This is a genomic window from Verrucosispora sp. WMMC514, from assembly GCF_027497295.1.
GTDB lineage: Bacteria > Actinomycetota > Actinomycetes > Mycobacteriales > Micromonosporaceae > Micromonospora > Micromonospora palythoicola.
Window position 1 is genome coordinate 5,940,728 of record NZ_CP114906.1, and the last position, 17,247, is coordinate 5,957,974.

At 70.8% G+C, this 17,247-nt stretch carries 13 protein-coding genes; 8 read left to right on the forward strand and 5 right to left on the reverse strand.

Annotated features, from left to right (window positions below):
- The first annotated feature begins 244 nt into the window (after positions 1 to 244).
- Together O7597_RS27550 and O7597_RS27555 are read left to right on the forward strand one after the other, a co-directional pair.
- The gene (locus tag O7597_RS27550) at positions 245 to 2,761 is read left to right on the forward strand and encodes a DUF262 domain-containing protein (RefSeq protein ID WP_281581153.1); all 2,517 of its coding nucleotides are present in this window, start codon (positions 245 to 247) and stop codon (positions 2,759 to 2,761) included.
- A gap of 233 nt (positions 2,762 to 2,994) precedes the next feature.
- The gene (locus tag O7597_RS27555; protein ID WP_281581154.1) at positions 2,995 to 4,284 is read left to right on the forward strand and encodes a serpin family protein; all 1,290 of its coding nucleotides are present in this window, start codon (positions 2,995 to 2,997) and stop codon (positions 4,282 to 4,284) included.
- Here O7597_RS27555 and O7597_RS27560 read toward each other — a convergent pair.
- Positions 4,274 to 5,191: an EamA family transporter gene (locus O7597_RS27560; protein WP_281581155.1), complete on the reverse strand. Its 918-nt coding sequence runs from the start codon at positions 5,189 to 5,191 to the stop codon at positions 4,274 to 4,276. The two genes, O7597_RS27555 and O7597_RS27560, sit on opposite strands and share 11 nt — an antisense overlap.
- A 79-nt stretch (positions 5,192 to 5,270) precedes the next feature.
- Between O7597_RS27560 and O7597_RS27565 the strand changes: the two genes are divergently transcribed.
- The gene (locus O7597_RS27565; RefSeq protein ID WP_281581156.1) at positions 5,271 to 6,173 is read left to right on the forward strand and encodes a LysR family transcriptional regulator; all 903 of its coding nucleotides are present in this window, start codon (positions 5,271 to 5,273) and stop codon (positions 6,171 to 6,173) included.
- A gap of 39 nt (positions 6,174 to 6,212) precedes the next feature.
- Here O7597_RS27565 and O7597_RS27570 read toward each other — a convergent pair whose 3' ends face one another.
- Positions 6,213 to 6,845: an NAD(P)H-dependent oxidoreductase gene (locus tag O7597_RS27570; RefSeq protein WP_281581157.1), complete on the reverse strand. Its 633-nt coding sequence runs from the start codon at positions 6,843 to 6,845 to the stop codon at positions 6,213 to 6,215.
- A 63-nt stretch (positions 6,846 to 6,908) separates the two neighbouring features.
- Here O7597_RS27570 and O7597_RS27575 point away from each other — a divergent pair, with 63 nt between their 5' ends.
- Together O7597_RS27575 and O7597_RS27580 are read left to right on the forward strand one after the other, a co-directional pair.
- Complete coding sequence (locus O7597_RS27575; protein ID WP_281581158.1) at positions 6,909 to 7,298, forward strand: MerR family DNA-binding transcriptional regulator; 390 nt, start codon at positions 6,909 to 6,911, stop codon at positions 7,296 to 7,298.
- A gap of 57 nt (positions 7,299 to 7,355) precedes the next feature.
- Positions 7,356 to 8,471, forward strand: a complete 1,116-nt coding sequence (locus O7597_RS27580; RefSeq protein ID WP_281581159.1) for an erythromycin esterase family protein — start codon at positions 7,356 to 7,358, stop codon at positions 8,469 to 8,471.
- A gap of 61 nt (positions 8,472 to 8,532) precedes the next feature.
- Here the strand turns inward: O7597_RS27580 and O7597_RS27585 are convergent, their stop codons facing one another.
- The 3 genes from O7597_RS27585 to O7597_RS27595 are packed head-to-tail and all read right to left on the reverse strand — an operon-like array spanning position 8,533 to position 11,869.
- Positions 8,533 to 9,321 (reverse strand): hypothetical protein, encoded by a 789-nt coding sequence (locus O7597_RS27585; protein ID WP_269741622.1) that lies wholly within the window; start codon positions 9,319 to 9,321, stop codon positions 8,533 to 8,535.
- A 35-nt stretch (positions 9,322 to 9,356) separates the two neighbouring features.
- Positions 9,357 to 10,652, reverse strand: a complete 1,296-nt coding sequence (locus O7597_RS27590) for an HEXXH motif domain-containing protein (RefSeq protein ID WP_281581160.1) — start codon at positions 10,650 to 10,652, stop codon at positions 9,357 to 9,359.
- Positions 10,653 to 10,669: 17 nt separating this feature from the next.
- Positions 10,670 to 11,869 carry an FxsB family cyclophane-forming radical SAM/SPASM peptide maturase gene (locus O7597_RS27595; protein WP_281581161.1) on the reverse strand — a complete coding sequence of 400 codons (1,200 nt, stop codon included), beginning with the start codon at positions 11,867 to 11,869 and terminating at the stop codon, positions 10,670 to 10,672.
- A 277-nt stretch (positions 11,870 to 12,146) separates the two neighbouring features.
- On the opposite strand from O7597_RS27595, the gene fxsA reads away from it, so the two are divergent.
- Genes fxsA through O7597_RS27610 form a run of 3 tightly spaced genes read left to right on the forward strand, consistent with a single transcriptional unit; the run spans position 12,147 to position 17,234 of the window.
- Complete coding sequence (fxsA, locus tag O7597_RS27600) at positions 12,147 to 12,329, forward strand: FxSxx-COOH cyclophane-containing RiPP peptide (protein WP_281581162.1); 183 nt, start codon at positions 12,147 to 12,149, stop codon at positions 12,327 to 12,329.
- A complete protein-coding gene (gene fxsT, locus O7597_RS27605) occupies positions 12,316 to 16,209 on the forward strand; it encodes an FxSxx-COOH system tetratricopeptide repeat protein (protein ID WP_281581163.1) in 3,894 nt (1,297 codons plus the stop codon). The genes fxsA and fxsT overlap by 14 nt, the downstream gene beginning before the upstream one ends.
- Positions 16,210 to 16,220: 11 nt before the next feature.
- Complete coding sequence (locus tag O7597_RS27610) at positions 16,221 to 17,234, forward strand: hypothetical protein (RefSeq protein WP_281581164.1); 1,014 nt, start codon at positions 16,221 to 16,223, stop codon at positions 17,232 to 17,234.
- Positions 17,235 to 17,247: the final 13 nt, after the last annotated feature.

The window sequence follows — 17,247 nt, forward strand, 5'->3', positions numbered from 1 at the left end:
GCCGTGCCACTTGCCCGCCAATCGATCAAAAGTAGTGTCCGCATTGGACGAGCGGACGTAATGCTGCGGCGGGTTGTTCTTCACCTGCGTCACGTGCGCTTCCTTCCCCGACCGATCGCCGCTTGTCGGTAAGCCGACACGAATGCCGGGTGATCTGACCCGTTTCGTGGGTTGTTCCGTCAGTGGATGGTCTGGTTACGTTGCCGGCTCAGAGACGGAACACGGTCAGCGAGGGGTCGACTGCATGGTTGCGGCACACGAGACGACGCTGCGGGAATTGCTGGAAGGCGCGAAGCAGTATCGGGTGCCGCTGTACCAGCGCACATACTCGTGGACGGACCCGCAACTCGACCGTCTGTGGGAGGACATCCGCAAGCTCGCCGAGGAGCGGACCGCAGACCCGAACCTCACCCACTTCATCGGCTCGTTGGTGCTCGCGCCCAGCCCCACGCATGGCCCGTCGGTCTCCGAGTTCCTGGTGGTGGATGGTCAGCAGCGGCTGACCACCCTGTCCATCCTGCTCTGCGCGATCCGTGACCATCGTGCGCAGCATGAGGATCCGGGTCACCGGGACCGCATCGACCAGGAATATCTGATCAACAAGTGGCGGCCCAGCCACCGGCTCAAGCTCGTCCCGACGCAAGCCGACCGGCCCGCGTACGAGGCGTGTCTGGACGTGACTCCGCAGGCTGGTGGCAGTGACCGGGTCGGAGCGGCGTACCGGTTCTTCAAGTCGCAGCTCGCGGCCATCACCTCGGACGACCCGCTGGATATCGATCGCATCGAGGATGCGGTCACCTCCGGGATGGCGCTGGTGTCGGTCGTCGCCCAAGCCGGCGACAACGTCTACCGGATCTTCGAGTCGTTGAACAACACCGGCCTCAAGCTCACTCAGGCCGATCTGCTGCGCAACTACCTCTTCATGCGGCTGCCGAATCGCGGCGACGCCGTCTACCGCTCGCTCTGGTTTCCGCTCCAGCAACAGCTGGATTCGGCAGAGCTTGAGCAGTTGTTCTGGCTCGACCTCGTACACCGCAACCCTGAGGTCAAGCAGACCGACACCTACACCGGCCAACAGGCACGGCTCAACGGGCTTCGCAGCGAGGCGGAGATAGAGGACGAGGTCCGCCGATTCTGTCGGCTCGGTGCCCTCCTGCGGACCATCCTGCACCCTGAGGAAGAAGAGGACCTGGAGGTACGGCGGCGGCTCAAGCGACTCAACGGCTGGGACACGACGACGGTCTACCCGCTGCTGCTGCACCTGCTGGACCGCCGTAAGCAGGGCACCGCTACCTCCGCGCAGATCGCGTCGGCGATGCTGTACGTCGAGAGCTACTTCATCCGGCGCCTGCTGATCGGCCGGGCCACCGCGAGCATCAACCGGATCCTGCTGCGCATCGTGACCGACATGCGGGCCGACCTGCCGGTCGATGAGGCGGTGCGCGCGTACCTGTCGGTCGGCCGCAAGCACTACGCCACGGACTCCAGCATCCGCGAGGCGGTACGGTCGATTCCGTTCTACCTCAACGGCCGGGCGACCCAGCGGAAGCTGGTGCTCCAGTGGCTGGAGGAGTCCTACGGCAGCAAGGAACCGGTGGATTCGGCTTCGCTGACCATCGAACATGTCATGCCGCAGAGCCCCACCACGGAATGGCGGCAGATGCTGGGCGAGGATCTCCAAGGGGAGGAGAGCTTCGCCGAGGTGCACGAGGCCCTGGTTCACACGCTGGGCAACCTCACCCTCACCGGCTACAACGCCGAGCTGAGTAACAGTTCCTTCCTGGTCAAGCGGGCCCAGCTGGGCAAGAGTGGAATCTCGTTGAGCCGGGAGATCGCCGAGCAGAAGCGTTGGGGCCGCCCGGAAATCCACGCCCGCGCCGACGCCCTCGCCGAACGGATCATCAAGCACTGGCCCGGCCCGACCGAAGCGGCGGGCAACCGGTCCGAGGTGCCCTGGGACGTGATGAATCGAGCGCTCGCCGCGTTGCCGGCCGGTTCCTGGACCGCATACGGCGACGTGGCGGCGCTGATCGGCAGCCACCCGGTGCCGGTCGGCGTGCGACTCGCGAGCCACCCGGCGCCGAACGCCCACCGGGTGCTCCAGGCCGAAGGCTTGGTCTCGCCGAACTTCCGATGGCTCGACCCGGCTAAGACCGACGAACCGCGTGACCTGCTGCGCGCCGAAGGCGTCGAGTTCGACACGCACGGTCGGGCCAGCCAGGCACAGCGGTTCGGCGTCGAGGAGTTGGCCCAGCTCGCCGGCCTGCCGCAGCAGGACGCGCCTCGGCAGTTCCTCCGCCCGCGTTCCCACCGTAACGATTCGCTCGATGACCGCTTCATCGAGCAGTTGACCGACCTCCAGGACGCTCGCGTGGTGACCGGCACGGTTGCCGTCATCGAAGCCTGGGCGGGACTGGGTGGCCGGCCGCTCTACGGTTCCGGCGGTGAGACGTCGTGCTTCCTGATGGCTCGGGGCAAGGAGCACGAGCTGGGCAACATCTGGCCCGCGGCGATCTACCCGAGCGGCAAATTCGAGATCGTGTTCCAACACCTGAGCATCCGGTCCCCGTTCGACGACATCGCGCTTCGCGAAGAGTTCCGCCAGCGGTTGAACCAGTTGCCGGGTGTGAACATCGCCGCCGCCAAGCTTGCCCTCCGCCCCGGCTTCACCTTGGAGGTCCTAGCCCACACCACGGCCCGCGAGGCACTGATCGAACACCTCGCCTGGTTCTACCAGCAGGCGGTGAGTCTCGGATCCTGACGTACCCGCGCCTGCCCGCCTCGCTATCGGCCGTCGAGCGATCGTGCCCGCAGCTCGTCCTCGCCCCGACTTCTGGCGCGGGTGCTCGCGCGGTGACCCCAATTGATCGTTATCGTCGCCCCGATTCGTTCGTCGCGGGGGTGCCGTACGCAAGTTACAAACATTGGTGAACTTCGATGCATTATGGACGCTGCTCGGGCACGGTCACGGTAACACTGCACTACCGTCGGGACATGGTCTCGCGTCGATCGATTCTCGGAGCGGTGCCACTCGCCGCCGCCGCCCTGACCGCCGCCCCAGCCCATCCCCGCTGGCTCACCGGAGCGTCCGCCTCCACCGAACCGGTACGCGTACCGCCCGACCCGGCCACGCTGCCGGCCGCCGCGACAGCGGTACGCGGCTTCACCGCCGACCTCTACCGCACGATCGCGGCGAGCCATGCCGGTGGCAACGTGGTGTGTGCGCCGTACTCGGTCCAACTGGCCCTCGCCATGGCCAGGGCGGGCGCCGGCTCGACCACGGCGGACGAGATGGACGCCGTGCTGCACGCCCCGCATCCGCGACCCGGTGCGCTCGACAGTGGTCTGAACACCGTCGACCAGTCACTCGCCGCGCGGTTCCAGGACGGCGACGGTGTGCGGCAGCCCCGGGTGACCACGGCCAACGCGGTGTGGACCCGCCTCGAGCTGGGCCTGCGAACCGGATTCCAGGACACCCTGGCCGGCTACTACGGCGCTCTCCCACACCCCGTCGACTTTCGTGGCGCGCCGGAGGCGGCTCGCCAGGAGATCAACACCTGGGTGTCCGATCGGACCAACGCGAAGATCTCGGAGTTGTTGGCTCCGGACTCGGTGCGCCTCGACACCAGCCTGATGCTGACCAACACGGCCTACCTCAAGGCGGCCTGGTACTACCCCTTCCGGGCGTCGGCCACGGTGGAGGAACCGTTCACCCGGGATGACGGCACGGTCGTCCAGGTGCCGATGATGCGCGGCCCGTTCGACCGGATGGGGCACCTGCTGGGCGACGGTTGGCGGGCGGTCGACGTGCCGCTCGCGGGCGACGGGTTGGCCATGGCCGTCGTCATGCCGACCCGGGACGACCTCGCCGCGGTCGAGGCGAATCTCGACGCGGCGTGGCTGAGCGCGTTGTTCGCCGGCTTCCAGTTCACCGACATCCAGCTGCGGATGCCCCGGTGGACGTTCCGCCTGCCCGCCCAGTTGGGCGCCGCCCTGAGTGGCCTCGGCATGCCCACGGCCTTCACGCCGTACGCCGACTTCAGCGGCATGAGTACCACCGACCCGAACCTGTGCATCGACGACGTGGTGCACGAGACGTTCATCGGGGTGGACGAGAAGGGTGTCGAGGCGGCGGCCGCGTCGGCGGTCATCATCCGGCCACCGTCGATCCCGCAGGGGCCGCAGTTCTTCGTGAACCGGCCGTTCCTGTACGTCATCCACGATCGGGTCACCGGCGTACCGCTGTTCCTCGGCCGGGTGCATGACCCGCTGGTCACCGGCTGACCCTGGTCGGCCCGGTGGTGGCCGCGGCGCGCGTCGGGCTGACCTGGCCTGCGACGATCGCGGCGAGGCAGCACACGAAGCCGGCCGACTGGATCGGGGTGAGCGATTCGTCGAGCAGCACCGCACCCAGCAGGGCCGCCACCACCGGCGAGAGCAGGGTGAGCACCGCCACGGAGGTGACTGGCAGCGTGGCGATGCCCCGGAACCACAGGACGTAGGCGAGCAGGCCGCCGGGCAGGCCGAGCCAGAGGTACCCGAGCACGGCGCTGCCGTCGACCGCGGGCGGTGCCCCCTCGACCAGCAGCGTCACCGGCAGCAGGAACAGGCCGCCGGCCGCGAGTTGCCAGCCGGCGTACGCCATGGGGCCCACGCCCTCGGGGCGCCCCCATCGCTTGGTGAGCGTCACCCCGACGGCCATCGCCCCGGCGCCGCCGAGACCGGCCAGTAGCCCGACCGCGTCGACGTCCGCGTCGGGGCCGATGACCAGCAGTCCGACTCCCGCGACGCCGACGATTCCCCAGGCGAAGGTCCAAGCCGACGGGCGCTGGTGCAGCACGGTCACCGCCAGGATCGCCACGGCCAGTGGCTGCACCGCGCCCAGCGTGGCGGCCACTCCGCCGGGCAACCGTTCGGCGGCGACGAACAGCAGCGGCAGGAACACGCCGATGTTGAGCACGCCCAGCACCGCCGCCTTGAGCCACCACCTGCCGTGCGGCAGCACCCGGCCGATCGCGAGTGCGGCCAGGCCCGCCGGCAGTGCCCGGATCAGCCCGGCGAAGAGCGGATGGCCGGCCGGCAGCAACTCGGTGGTGACCACGTACGTCGTGCCCCACACCGCCGGTGCGAAGGCGGTCGTGGCGGTGGCGGCCAGCCGGCCCGTGGCCGGAGGTGGCAACAGGTTCGTCACGTGAATCAGGATCGACGACACGTAATCATGAGTCCAACACATCCTTGTCAACCCAACCATCACGATTCACGATTGATGGATGGAGCTTCACCAGCTGCGGTACGTCGTGGCCGTCGCCGAGACGCGCAACTTCACCCGTGCCGCCGAGCGTTGTCTGGTCGTCCAGTCCGCCCTCAGTCACCAGATCGCCCGCCTCGAACGGGAACTCGGCGCCCGTCTGTTCGACCGGACCAGCCGCCGGGTGCGGACGACCCCGGCCGGCGAGGCGTTCCTGCCGGCGGCCCGTCAGTGCCTGGCCGCCGCCGAGCGGGCCGCCGCCGAGGTCGCCTCGGCGGTCGGCGAGATCAGGGGCCAGCTGACCGTCGGCATGATCCCGACGGTCGCGGCGGTCGACATCCCGGCCGCGTTGGACGCCTTCCACCGGCGGTATCCGCAGGTCCGCATCCGGCTGCGGGTCGGTGGCAGCGAGCAGCTCGTCGACCAGGTCAAGGAGGGCACGGTCGACATCGGCTTTCTCGGACTTCCCGTGAGTGCCAGGCCCGAAGGGGTAACCGCGCGGCGGTTGGCGTACGACCGGTTGGTGGCCGTGGTCGCCCCCGACCATCCGCTCGCCGGTCGGACCGAGGTCGACCTCGCCCGCCTGGCCACCGAGACGTTCGTGGACCTGCCGCCGGGAACGGCGGGGCGGGCCCAGTCCGACCAGGCGTTCGCCGCCGCCGGAGTGCACCGCGAGGTCGCCTTCGAGGTGAGCACCGTCGACTCGATGATGACCCGGCTCGTCCGCCGGCAGCTCGGCATCGCCCTGCTTCCGTCGAACTTCACGCCGCACCTGCCGGGCGTGGTCACCATTCCGGTGCGGGACGCCCCGGCCCGGATCGAACATCTCATCTGGAACCGGACCACGCTGACCCCGGCGGCAACGGCGTTCCTCACCGAACTGGACATCCCAGTCGACGACGGCGGGAGTGACGGTGAGCATTGAGTCGGCTCGCGCCGCCGGGACCGGCCGCCGGCGCGGCGTTCAGGTCATCAGGGGGCGGTCCCGACGCGCGTCGGCCAGCACCTGCGCCCACCAGCGCAGCTCGGTCAGGCTCGCGGTCAGGCCGCGGGACAGTTCCGCGTCCGGCGCGTAGCGACCGTGGTCGTCGAGCGACGTCCACGGTGCCCGTAGGCCCAGGGCCCGGCGGGTGGTCACCACGCTGAGTTCGGCGAGCACCCCACGCAGGTGCGCGATGGCCGCGTGCCCACCCTGCACGCCGTAGGCCACGACTGTCGCGGGCTTGAGCCGCCACTCGCCGTAGTGCCAGTCGATCAGGCGCTTCAGCGAGGCGGGGTAACTGTGGTTGTACTCCGGCGTGACGAACACGAACGCGTCCGCGGTGGCTATCCGGTCGGCGACCTCGCTTTTCGGCCCGCCGCCGGGATAGAGGAGGCTGTCGTCGGGCAGCGCGACCTGGGCCACGTCGATCAGGTCGACCGGAGCAGGGTCCAGGGCGGCAGCAGGGTCGAGGGCGGCAGCGGGGTCCAGGGCGGCGGCGACCCAGCGGGCGATCGTCGGGCCCATCCGGTCCTTACGGACGCTGCCCGAGATCACGGCCACCCGTAGGCCGGCGGCGGGGGACAAGCTGCTGTTCTGGTCGGTCGAAACACTCATGTCCGAGACCGTGCAGGTTCAACATATGTTGAAGTCAAGTCCCGGTGTGCCTACCCTGCGGTCATGACAGTAGCCACGGGTACCGCTCGGATGTTCGGCGTCGGCGAGGTTGCCGCCGACAGCGGCGTCGCGCCGTCGGCCGTGCGGTTCTACGAGAACCACGGGGTCATCAACGCGGTACGCACCGCCGGCAACCAGCGCCGCTTCGACGGATCCGCCGCGTGCCGGATCCAGGTCGCCAAGCTCGCCCAGCGGGCCGGGCTGAGTGTTCGCGAGATCGCCGCGCTCTTCGCCGACCTGTCGGCCGATCCGACGCCCGACGAGTGGGCGGGCGTCGCCAATCGGTTGGTGACCGAGGTGGAGGAGCGGGTACGGAATCTCAAGGCGCAACTCGCGGCACTGGGGTCGGGCACCCGGCTGTGCGAGATCGGGCGCGACCGTCCGGCACGCTGACGTGCCCGACGTCGCGGGACTTGACTTCAACATATGGTGAACCCTGATCGTCGGGGCATGAGCGATCTGCCAACCTCCGTCCCGTCCCCCGCAACGCTTGCCGCCCTCGTCGGGACGGCCACAATCGTCGGCCTCGGCACCAGCACCCGGGAGGCCACCGAGACCTTCCGACTGGTCGAGGAGACCACCCACGAGTTGATCCGGCGCGGCTTCCGGGTCGTCGCGCTGCTGGACAACCAGCGGGTCGGTGACCGCTACGACCGGTATGTGCGGGGCGAGGACGTCGACCTGGACGTGGCGCTCCGCCAGGCGTGGGGTCCGTGGCGGACGGTCGAGATGCGCGACGCGCTCGTCCGGCTGCGCCGGCACAACAAGCGTCACCCGGACGATCCGGTACGCGTCATCGCCGTCAACGGGCCACGTGCGCTGCCCGCCGACTACGACCGGGTGGTGGCGCTGCTCGCCCCGGCCGATCCGGCGACCGTGGCGCGGATCGGCGAGGTCTTCGACGTCATCCGTACCGCGCACGACAACGGCGAGCACGTCCAGCGCCTGCACGGCACCCATCCCGGCGTACCCTTCGTCGACCTCGCCCGCACCGCCCGCGATTTGGTCGCCAAGCTGCCTGACAGCCGGGAACGCGACGAAGCGCTGCCGTTGATCGACGCGATCGTCGACTTCCACGCGCACGCCCTCGGTGCCGGGTACGACGCGGCAGCGCAGGAGCGCGCCGCCGCCGAGCGACTCCTCGATCATCAGCGGGCCACCGGCGACCGGGTCGTGTTCTGGGAAGGCAGCGCCCACGTCGCGGCGCACGGCGACACGATGCTGGGCGCACACCTCAGGGCGGCCCTGGGCAGCGATTACGCGGCCGTCCACGTCACCTTCGGCCACGGCGGCATTCCCGGTCGGGACATTCCGCGCCCCGTCGGATCGTCACTGGACGCGTCGCTGCTCCAGGGCGGTGGTGCGCGGATCGTCGACCTGCGTTCCGCCGTACCCGCGGACCTCGCGGACCGACCCGGACGACCGTGGCGGACCCGACTGATCTCCGGTCTCTACCGGGCGGACCACGACGAGCAGCACTACTACGAGTTGCCCTCGCTGGCCGGCAGCTTCGACGCGATCGCCTTCATTCCGACGGTCACCCCGATCCACCCCCTGCCGGGCTGAACCGACCCGCCGGACCCGGCCGGCTCCGTCGCCGAGCGATGCGCCGGGTGGTGGGTTCCGTTCAGACGGGCCGATGGTTGTTCGAGCTGCGGGCCCGCTGGATCAGGTTCTCGACCCACCGTTCGAACTTGCTGCTGCCGCCACCCAGCAGCCCGGTGAGTTCGTCCTCGGTGACCCCGCCACGGGCGGCCAGCGACTCGACCATCGTGCGCAGCCGGCGATGGTCGTCGTCCTCCGCCGCCGTCACCCCGACCGCGCCGGCCCCGAGGTGACGTTGCAGGTCCTGGAGGATGTCCATCATCTGCGGCAGCGTCTCGATGACCTGGGACAGACCGGCCTCGTGCGGGCTGGACGAGCCGCGCAGTTCCTGCAGGGTGAGGGCGACCGACATCGGGGTGACGATGTCCGCCTCGCTGCCGATGGCGTCGATGGCCCGGCCGAGCTGCTCCTTGGCGGCGTGCACGCTGTCCAGGTCGGTGTGGTCGACCAGGATCGTCCGCATGCCGTGCACGTCGAAGGGCAGTTGCTGGTCCTTCGCCATCAACTGGACGAACGGTTTGCGCAGCGCGTGCCGGACCGCCAACTCGTAGAAGACGTTGGCGTTCTGGTCGGTCAGGTCGGCGATCACCAGGTCGTTGCGGATGATGCGGTCCAGCACCTGGGAGGTGATCAGACCGGCCCGTTCGATCTCGTCGCCACGTATCGCGACGAAGCCACGCGCCTCCACCACCGGGCGGATCACGTGCTTGAGGATCTGGTCGCTGCGTCTGCGGATCTCCGAGTCCTCCGGACCGATCGGGGCGATCACGAAACACTCACGACGCGTAGGCTGCTCGCTGTCCTCCCCCATGAACCCAGCGTAGTTGAGGCCGGCGAGACGGGTGTTCAGCCGGTCGGTGCCCGGTACCGGTCCCACCGGTTGCGGTGTGCGGCCAGCAGTCGGTCGGCCTCGGCGACCGCCCGCGCGGCGACCGGCTCCGCCAACCACCGGCCGAGCACGCCGGCCATGCCGTCCACCAGGTGTCGACCCACCGGGGTGAGTCGCCGCTGCGCGGCCAGCACCGCGACGGTGTCGGCGGCGGCCCTGCTCCACCGGACGAACTGGACCTCCGCGTGGTGCCGCGCCGCACCCGGGTCCGTCACCCGCGCCTGGCGACGCCAGAACCCCGCCACCCCCAGGTGGGCGTACGCCCCGTGCAGCAGGCCGTCCAGCGGCCGCGGGTCGGTCCGCCACGGTGCGTAGAACAGCTCGGTGGGGCCCGGTTCCAGTGTGGCGAACATGTCGGTCAACGCGGCCAGCTTGGCGTGCTGGATCTCGTGCGCGAGCGCCACGGCCGTCGACCGGGCATCCGGTGGCAGCGACATGGCCACCGATCCGAAGGCGTGGTGGAAGGTGCCGCTGCGGGTGCTGGTCCGGGGCGCGGCGATCGGCACCAGCGCGCGGAGCAGCGCGGAGATCTCCTCGGCCACCGGCCGGTGGTGGTCGACGAGGATTCGCCACGCACCGTCGAGGCGTGCCTGCCAAGCCCCGGTCGACGCACCACTGAAGCGGCGGTCCCCGCCCAAGCCTGGCACGTACCGCCAGGTCCGGGTGTCCACCAGCAGCGACAACGGCAGCCCATCATGTGCGACGTCCAGTCGGGACAGTGGCCGCCACCGGCGGTCCGCCGACCGGCCGGCGTCGATGTCGACCCGCTTTCCGGCGGCGTTCACCCACGCCTGCCCGCCGCAGGTGCGGATCCGGGCCCGGGTCGCGGTGACCGGGAGGGTCAACGTGCCGAGGCCCGGCAGATCCAGCCGGCCGCCGGCGCCGGGAGCCAGCGGGACGTCGAGTTCGACAGCGGCGCCGGCACGGACGGCGGCGGTGACCGCCACGGCGGCCAGCAGCCCGGGGTACGCCGCCGACCCGTTGCCCGTCTCCAGCAGCGACACGGTGCCGAACGCCCACGCGGCGACGGGCGGATGGGAGAGCGCGGCCACCCGGTCCGGCGTCGGGACCTCGGCCAGCACCCGGTACGCCGTCTCGACCACCGCCCGATCCGGGTGCGCCGTCTGGCGTACCAGCAGCAGCAGGGCGCGTACCAGTAGGAGGATCTTGCTGTGCTGGGCGGCCCGCAGCCGCGTCACCGCCGCCACACCGCCCCGGCCGGCGGCGAGTTCGTCCAGGACCGCCCTCGGCATCCGGTGTACCGACGGAATCAACGGGTCGCCCGGGGCAGCGTCGCCACGTCCCGGCGGACCGTCTGACGAATGTGGTCGATCAGGGCGTACAGGTCGGGGCAGTAGACCGAGGGGTTGTCGAAGCCGTTGTCGGCCCGCCAGCGGTGGGTACGCAGCCCGCCGCCACAGACCCGCCGCAGGTCACACGTGCCGCAGGTGGCACAGAGCGCCGCCGCCCCGCGCTGCTGGGACCGCACCGCCGGCAGGTCGAGGGCGACGTCGAACGGATCCCGTCGCACGTGCAGCCCGGTACCTGCCGCTCCGGCGTAGGCGGCGGCGAGCGTGTCGTCCATCTCTATCTGCCCATCGGTCTGCACCACCGCCACCACCACCGGGCTCAGGCCGACACCGGCCAGGTGGGAGGCGCCGCCGAGCAGCAGTTGGATGATCTCGTCGAAGAGGCGGATCCGGACCGGCGGGCCCGGCGCGTGGTACCACCTGTCGAACACCGAGATCAGCCAGGCCGCGTACGGGGTTCGTCGAGGATCGGCCGGGCGTCCGGGCGGGGGAGTGTGCCAGGTGCCGTGCGGTAGCAGGAAATCGATCGTCGGCGGCCGGTGTTCGAGCAGGCTGAGATAGGTGGTGACCGGGTCGTTGCGGAGGTCGACCGTGCACAGCAGCCCGTTGAACAGGTGCGGGTAGCCCGTGGTGAGGCGGCGCAGCGCGGCCTCGACGCGGGCGTGGCTGCCCTGTCCGTCGGGCCCGCGCCGACGCCGGTCGTGCGCGGCCCGGTCGCCGTCGAGGCTGATGCTGAGCCGCACGTCGAGCCGGTCGAACAGGCTGAGGTACCGCTGGTCCAGCCGGGTGGCGTTCGTCTGCACGGTCATCCGTACCGGCACCGGTGCCACGCCCTGTCGGATGACCGACACGGCCGCCTCGACGCGTTCCGGTCCGGCCAGCAGCGGCTCGCCGCCGTGCAGGATCACCGACACCCGGTCGAGCCGGTGTGCCCGGGCATGTTCGCCGATGCGCCGGGCGGTCGCGTCGAGCACCTCGGGTGGCATGATCCGGGGCAGATCCCGCCACCGCTGGTCGGTCATCGTGTAGACGTAGCAGTGGTCGCAGGCCAGGTCGCAGCGGCTGTGCAGCTTGAGCACGAACTGGCGGAAGGCGACGGGTGGCGCGGGGTGGGTGGCGGTGCCGCCGGCTGGCCGGTGGCCGTCGTCGGATCCGGGCATCAGGCGCTTCACCGTCCTGGCTGCGGCCGGTCGGCCGGGGTCGACGGGTCCACAGCATACATCGACGCATGACGCTCTGTTCGCCGCGTTTGACCTGATCCGGGGGCGCCGTCCTCGGCCGGACCGTCACGGAGGGACAGTGGCCCGGCCCGCGTACGGCCGCTTGGCGACCACGTCATACCGTTATCATGGGCGTACGCAGCGGATCTGGCCAACGTCGACGTCCGCACCTGCGACGCGATCATTGTGCGAGAGGCAGACAGGCGGTGATCGGGCTATGGACACCGGGGAGGACTCGTTGCGCTCCGATCTGATCGATCTGACCGACGTCGACCTGGCCGCGCTCGACGTCGTGCCGAGCGAGGTGCTCCTGGCCGCGCTGCACCGGTTGCGGCGCCGCAGCGGCGCCGCCGGTGACCAGTACGCGGGCTGGCAGAGCGCCATCGATGGCGACGACTGACCGCGAGGACGCCCCGGTCGTCCCGGGTGACGTCCCGCAGCAGCGACCGGCCAGTGGCCAGACCGGTCAGCCGGGCCGGGAGGAGACGGTCGGCACCTGCACCATCGTCTCGTTCGTCTCGCCAACCAGCGGCACCGGTCGTAGCAGCGCGGTCGCCAACATCGCCTGGATCCTCGCCTCCAACGGCAAACGGGTCCTCGCCGTGGACTGGTGCACCAAGACACCCAGGGTCTACGACTATCTGCGTTCGTTCCGGGTGGACGCGGTGCCGGCCGCCGGGGTGCTCGGCTCCGAACTCGCCACGCTGATCAGCCCGCATCCGGACACGCACCCGCACCGGGCGGCGACGACCGCGCCTCCCGGGCCGGAACAGGGCATGCTCTACCGGTACGCGATCTCCGGGTCGAGTTTCGGCTTCGAGATGATCGGCATCAGCCTCGACGTCAACGCCCTACCCGAGGTCGATCCGGTCCGCGCCCGGCAACTGCTGCAACACGGCGGCTACGACTACGTCCTGATCGACACCCCGGTCGACCTCACCCTGCCCGGCATCACCTACACCGCGATGCTCAGCGACGTGGCGGTGGTGTCGATACCGCCTCGTCGGCAGGCGATGCAGCAGGCGGCGGACCTGGCCGCCCAGCTCCAGCGGGAGGCCACCGGCGGCATCCGGGTGCTCGCCGCGCCGACGCTCCGCGATGTCAGCCAACCGTGGTACGGACCCGCCCGTGACTCGGCCCGCAAGGCGTTCACCAACCTGCTCGACGAGTCGATGACCGGGCTGTCCGGCGTCTCCACGGTGGAGATCGTGGAGGTGCCCGAGCCGGCGTACGACACCTACGACGACGTGCTGGCGGTGCTGGCCGACACGCCGGGCAGCGAGAACACTCTCCTGGCGGCCTACGAACAGATGGCCTCCTGGATCAGCGGGGGCGCGGTGGCCCGGGTGGCTGACGTGCCCGAGCGGATCCGTCGGCGCTATCGCCGGGGTGTGCTGCTCGACCCGGCCGACCGCGCCGACGAGATCCAGGTGCTCTACGAGCCCGTCGACCGGCCGTTCGCCGACTGGATCGCCGGTCAGTTGCGCCGGGCCAACACCCAGGTGCAGCGGCACGTCGTGCGGTCCGGGCTGGCGCCGGCCCACGGCCCGGACGCCACGGTGCTGGCGATCCTCTCGCCGGGCGTGATCCAGGCCCTCGGCACCGTGGCGTCGGCCACCGACGTCGAGGTGTTCGGCGTGCTGACCCGGGGGGACGCGCCCGAACAGCTGGATCCGAGCCGGGTCATCGACCTCCGGGCGGTCGACGGGGCGCGGGCCCAGCCGCTGCTGCTCAGCCGGCTCGGCCTCATCGCACCCGGGCAGCCCACCGGCGACCTGCGGAGCGCGCCGCGTTATCCGTCCGAGACGGACCGTCGGCTACGGACCAACCTGCCACCGCGTAACGAGTCCTTCGTGGGCCGCGGCGAATATCTCGAACGGCTGCGCGACCAGCTCACCGACGGTGGCGGCCCGGTGACCCTGACCGGTGGCGCCGGAGTCGGCAAGAGCGAGATCGCCCGCGAGTTCGCGCACCGCTTCGCCTACGACTACGACGTGGTCTGGTGGATCCCGGCGCAGGACCGGGAGACCGTCCAGGCGGCGCTCGGCGAACTGGCCCAGGAGATCAACGTGGCCGACAGCGTCGGGGCGGCCGAGGCGGCGGTGGCCGCCCTGTCGACTCCGCGCAGTGCCTTCGCCCGCTGGCTGCTGATCTACGACAACGCCGACGACGCGGAGGTGCTGGCCGGGCTGCTACCCCGACCGGGCGTCGGGCACGTGCTGTTCACCTCACGGGACGACGGCTCCTCGAACCTGCCGGCACCGCTCGAGGTGGCGGCCTTCACCGGCGACGAGAGCACCGCGATGCTGCGGCGGACCCTCGGCATCAGCGCCGACGACGCCCGTGCCATCGCGGCCGCGGTGGAGCACCTGCCGCTGGCGCTGCGGCTGGCCACCGCGTGGATCCGCGAGCGGACCCGGGCCCTGGAACGTGCGGGTACGCCCAACCTGGAGGCCGTCAGCCGGTGCGTCGCCGAGTTGCTGGACGGGCTGCGGCGGCCCTCGACCGACGAGGAACCGGCCGAGCGGATCCCCGGCTCCCGCACCTCGACCGTGGCCCGGATGCTGGACATCACCCTGGCCACCCTGCGGGAGACCGAGTTCGGGTCGCTGGCCATCCGGGTCGCCGAACTCGGCTCGTTCCTCTCGCCCGAGGGCATCGGCTTTCCGCTGCTGCGGTCGGTGCCGATGCTGACCCAACTCGCCGCCGCCGCCGATCTCGACGCGGAGGAGCTGCTGCTCGACGCCGGAGAGGTCGACCTGGTCCTGACCGTCGGCGCGCGGTTCGCCCTCTTCGACATCGACTGGGGGCGGGGCGCCGCCCTGCGGATGCACCGGGCCATCCAGGTCCTGCTGCGCGAGGCGATGCCCGAGCCACAGCGCCGCGAGCGTCATCGCCAGGTCCTGCTCGGGCTCGCCGGCTACGCCCCGACGGACCCGGAGGCCGACGACCGCCGCTACCTGCCGCTCTTCGATGAGTTGCAACGCCACCTGGTGCCCTCCGGCGCGCTGACGGCCGACGAGGCGCCCGTGCGGCACTGGGTGGTGAAGCAGGTCCGCTACCTGTTCTTCTTCGGCGACAGCGACGCCTGGCAGTCCGCGGTGCGATTGGCTCAGCAGGTCTGCGACCGGTGGACGGCCGACGGCGAGTTTGACCAGTTGACCATGCGGCTGTTCGTCCAGACCGCCAACCTGCACCGGGTGCTGGGCAAGCACCAGGAGGCGCTGCGCCTGGACGAGCGGGTGCTCAGCGAGCAACGCCGCCGGCACGGGCTACGACACTTCCGGACCCTCATCGTGGGCCGTGGCCGCGGTGGTGACCTGCGCGGTCTCGGCAGATTCGAGGACGCGCTGGTGGAGGACCAGGCGACCCTCATCGGCTACCAGGAGGTGCTCGGCGACGACCACCCGAACACCCTGATGGCGGTCAACAACCTCGCCATCGCCTTCCAGCTGACCGGCGACGCGCGGGAGGCACTGCGGCTCGCCCACCAGCTGCTCGACCGGTGGATGTCGCTGTTCGGGCCGGAGGAACCGGCGACCTGGCGGGCGTCGTGCCTGGTGGGGACGCTTGAGCGGGAGGCCGGCGAGTACGACCTGTCGCTGGCCACCCTGCGCGAGACCCTGGAACGGGTGCACGAGCTGCGGTCCGCCAGCCACCTCGACGAGTTGCGCGTCAACCGGAGTCTGGCGGTCACCGAACGCCGGCTCGGGCTCGCCATCGCCGCGAAGAAGCGCAGCATCGAGACCTTCCGGGGCTACCGCGACCGGTTCGGCGAGGACCATCCGACCACCCGGTCCAGCCTGCTCAGCATGGCCGTGGACTACTACCGGGCCGGGGACGCCGGCATCGCCGTCGAACACGCCATCCGGTGCCTGCGGGGCTACGAGCGGCAGTTGGAGGCCGGTCACCCGTTCACCGCCGTCTGCTCGGTCAACCTCGGGTTGTTCCAGCGTGGGGCCGGGGAGTACGACCAGGCCGTACGGGACGGCGAACGGGGTCTGCGCACGCTCCGCGCCCGGCTCGGCGACACCCATCCGTGGACGCTCACCGCCGCCACCGCCCAGGCCGGTCACCTGGCGGTCCGGGGCGACTTCGCCGACGCCGTCCGGATCCAGGAGGACACGCAGCACACCTGCCTGCGCTACCTGGGCCGACGCCATCCGTGCACGGTCGACGCCGTCGCCAACCTCGCGGCGATCCGGGCGCTCCGCGACGGTGCCCCCGACGCGGGCGCCACCGCGCTGACCGACACCGACATCGACGTGCCAAGAGGCTGAGGAGTGGACAGGTGACGGATCCGCAGCTGGTCGACGCGCTGGTGGAGGAGTCGGCCGAGCAGGATGTGCCCGGGTTCCGCAAGAAGCGCAACCTGTGCCGGGAACTGCTGCTCGGCGACACCGGCATCTACCACATCGCGCACTACACCGGGGGAGTGCTCGACTTCTCACTGGACATCCTGGACCATGCGTCGACGCCGGCCGCACTCGACGGTGCCGAGCCCGCGCAGCGCCGGGAAGCGCACCGACGGGCGGGTGCCCAACTCGTCTACCGGGCAGCCGACCTCAGCCGGCGGGTGTGGGAGCTGCAGTGCGGCGGGTTGGTCCGGCTGGCCGTCCAGACCCGGGCTGATCTTGTCTTCTGCAACACGGTGACCGGTGGCGAACACGTGGTGGGATTCGGGTCCCTGCCACCGGCCGGCACCGAGGCGGTCGCCGACCCGTCCCGGGCGAGCGGCATCGACCGGGCCGCGGCCCAACTCGCCACCGCGCTGCGTCAGCTGGTACGGCTGCCGTCGCAGAACCCGGGCGGCTGGCTCACCGCCGATAACGCCCAAGTGCCCGTCACGGCGTCGACCGCCGACTTCATGGCGTACGTGGTCGGGTCTCCGGAGTCCGGCGGTCTGCTCAGCACCACGTTGCGGCCGGCCGGGCTGCACTATCTCAGCCACCACCGGGCGGGGGAGCAGACCGCGGCGGCCGACATCCTGCGGCATCCGGAACTGGAGTCCTTCTTCAGTCGCGGGGTCACCGTGGCCGGTCGGCGGGCCCGCTACGAACGTCTGGCCGGGGACCTGTCCCTGCTGGCGTTGCAGGTCAGCCGGGACCTGCGCCGTACCGTGGCCGGTGGGGCCGAACGTCTGGTGCTCGACCTGGAGATCGGTGCGGTCTTCTACTACCTGCTCGCGCCGGAGGAGTACCTGTTCGGGGTCGCGCTCGATCAGGACTGGGTCACCCAGGCGGATCTCGACATGTCGGCGGTGGGCCGGCAGCTGGCCCGGTTGGACGTGCCGACCGGCACGTGAGCCGGGGGCTCGC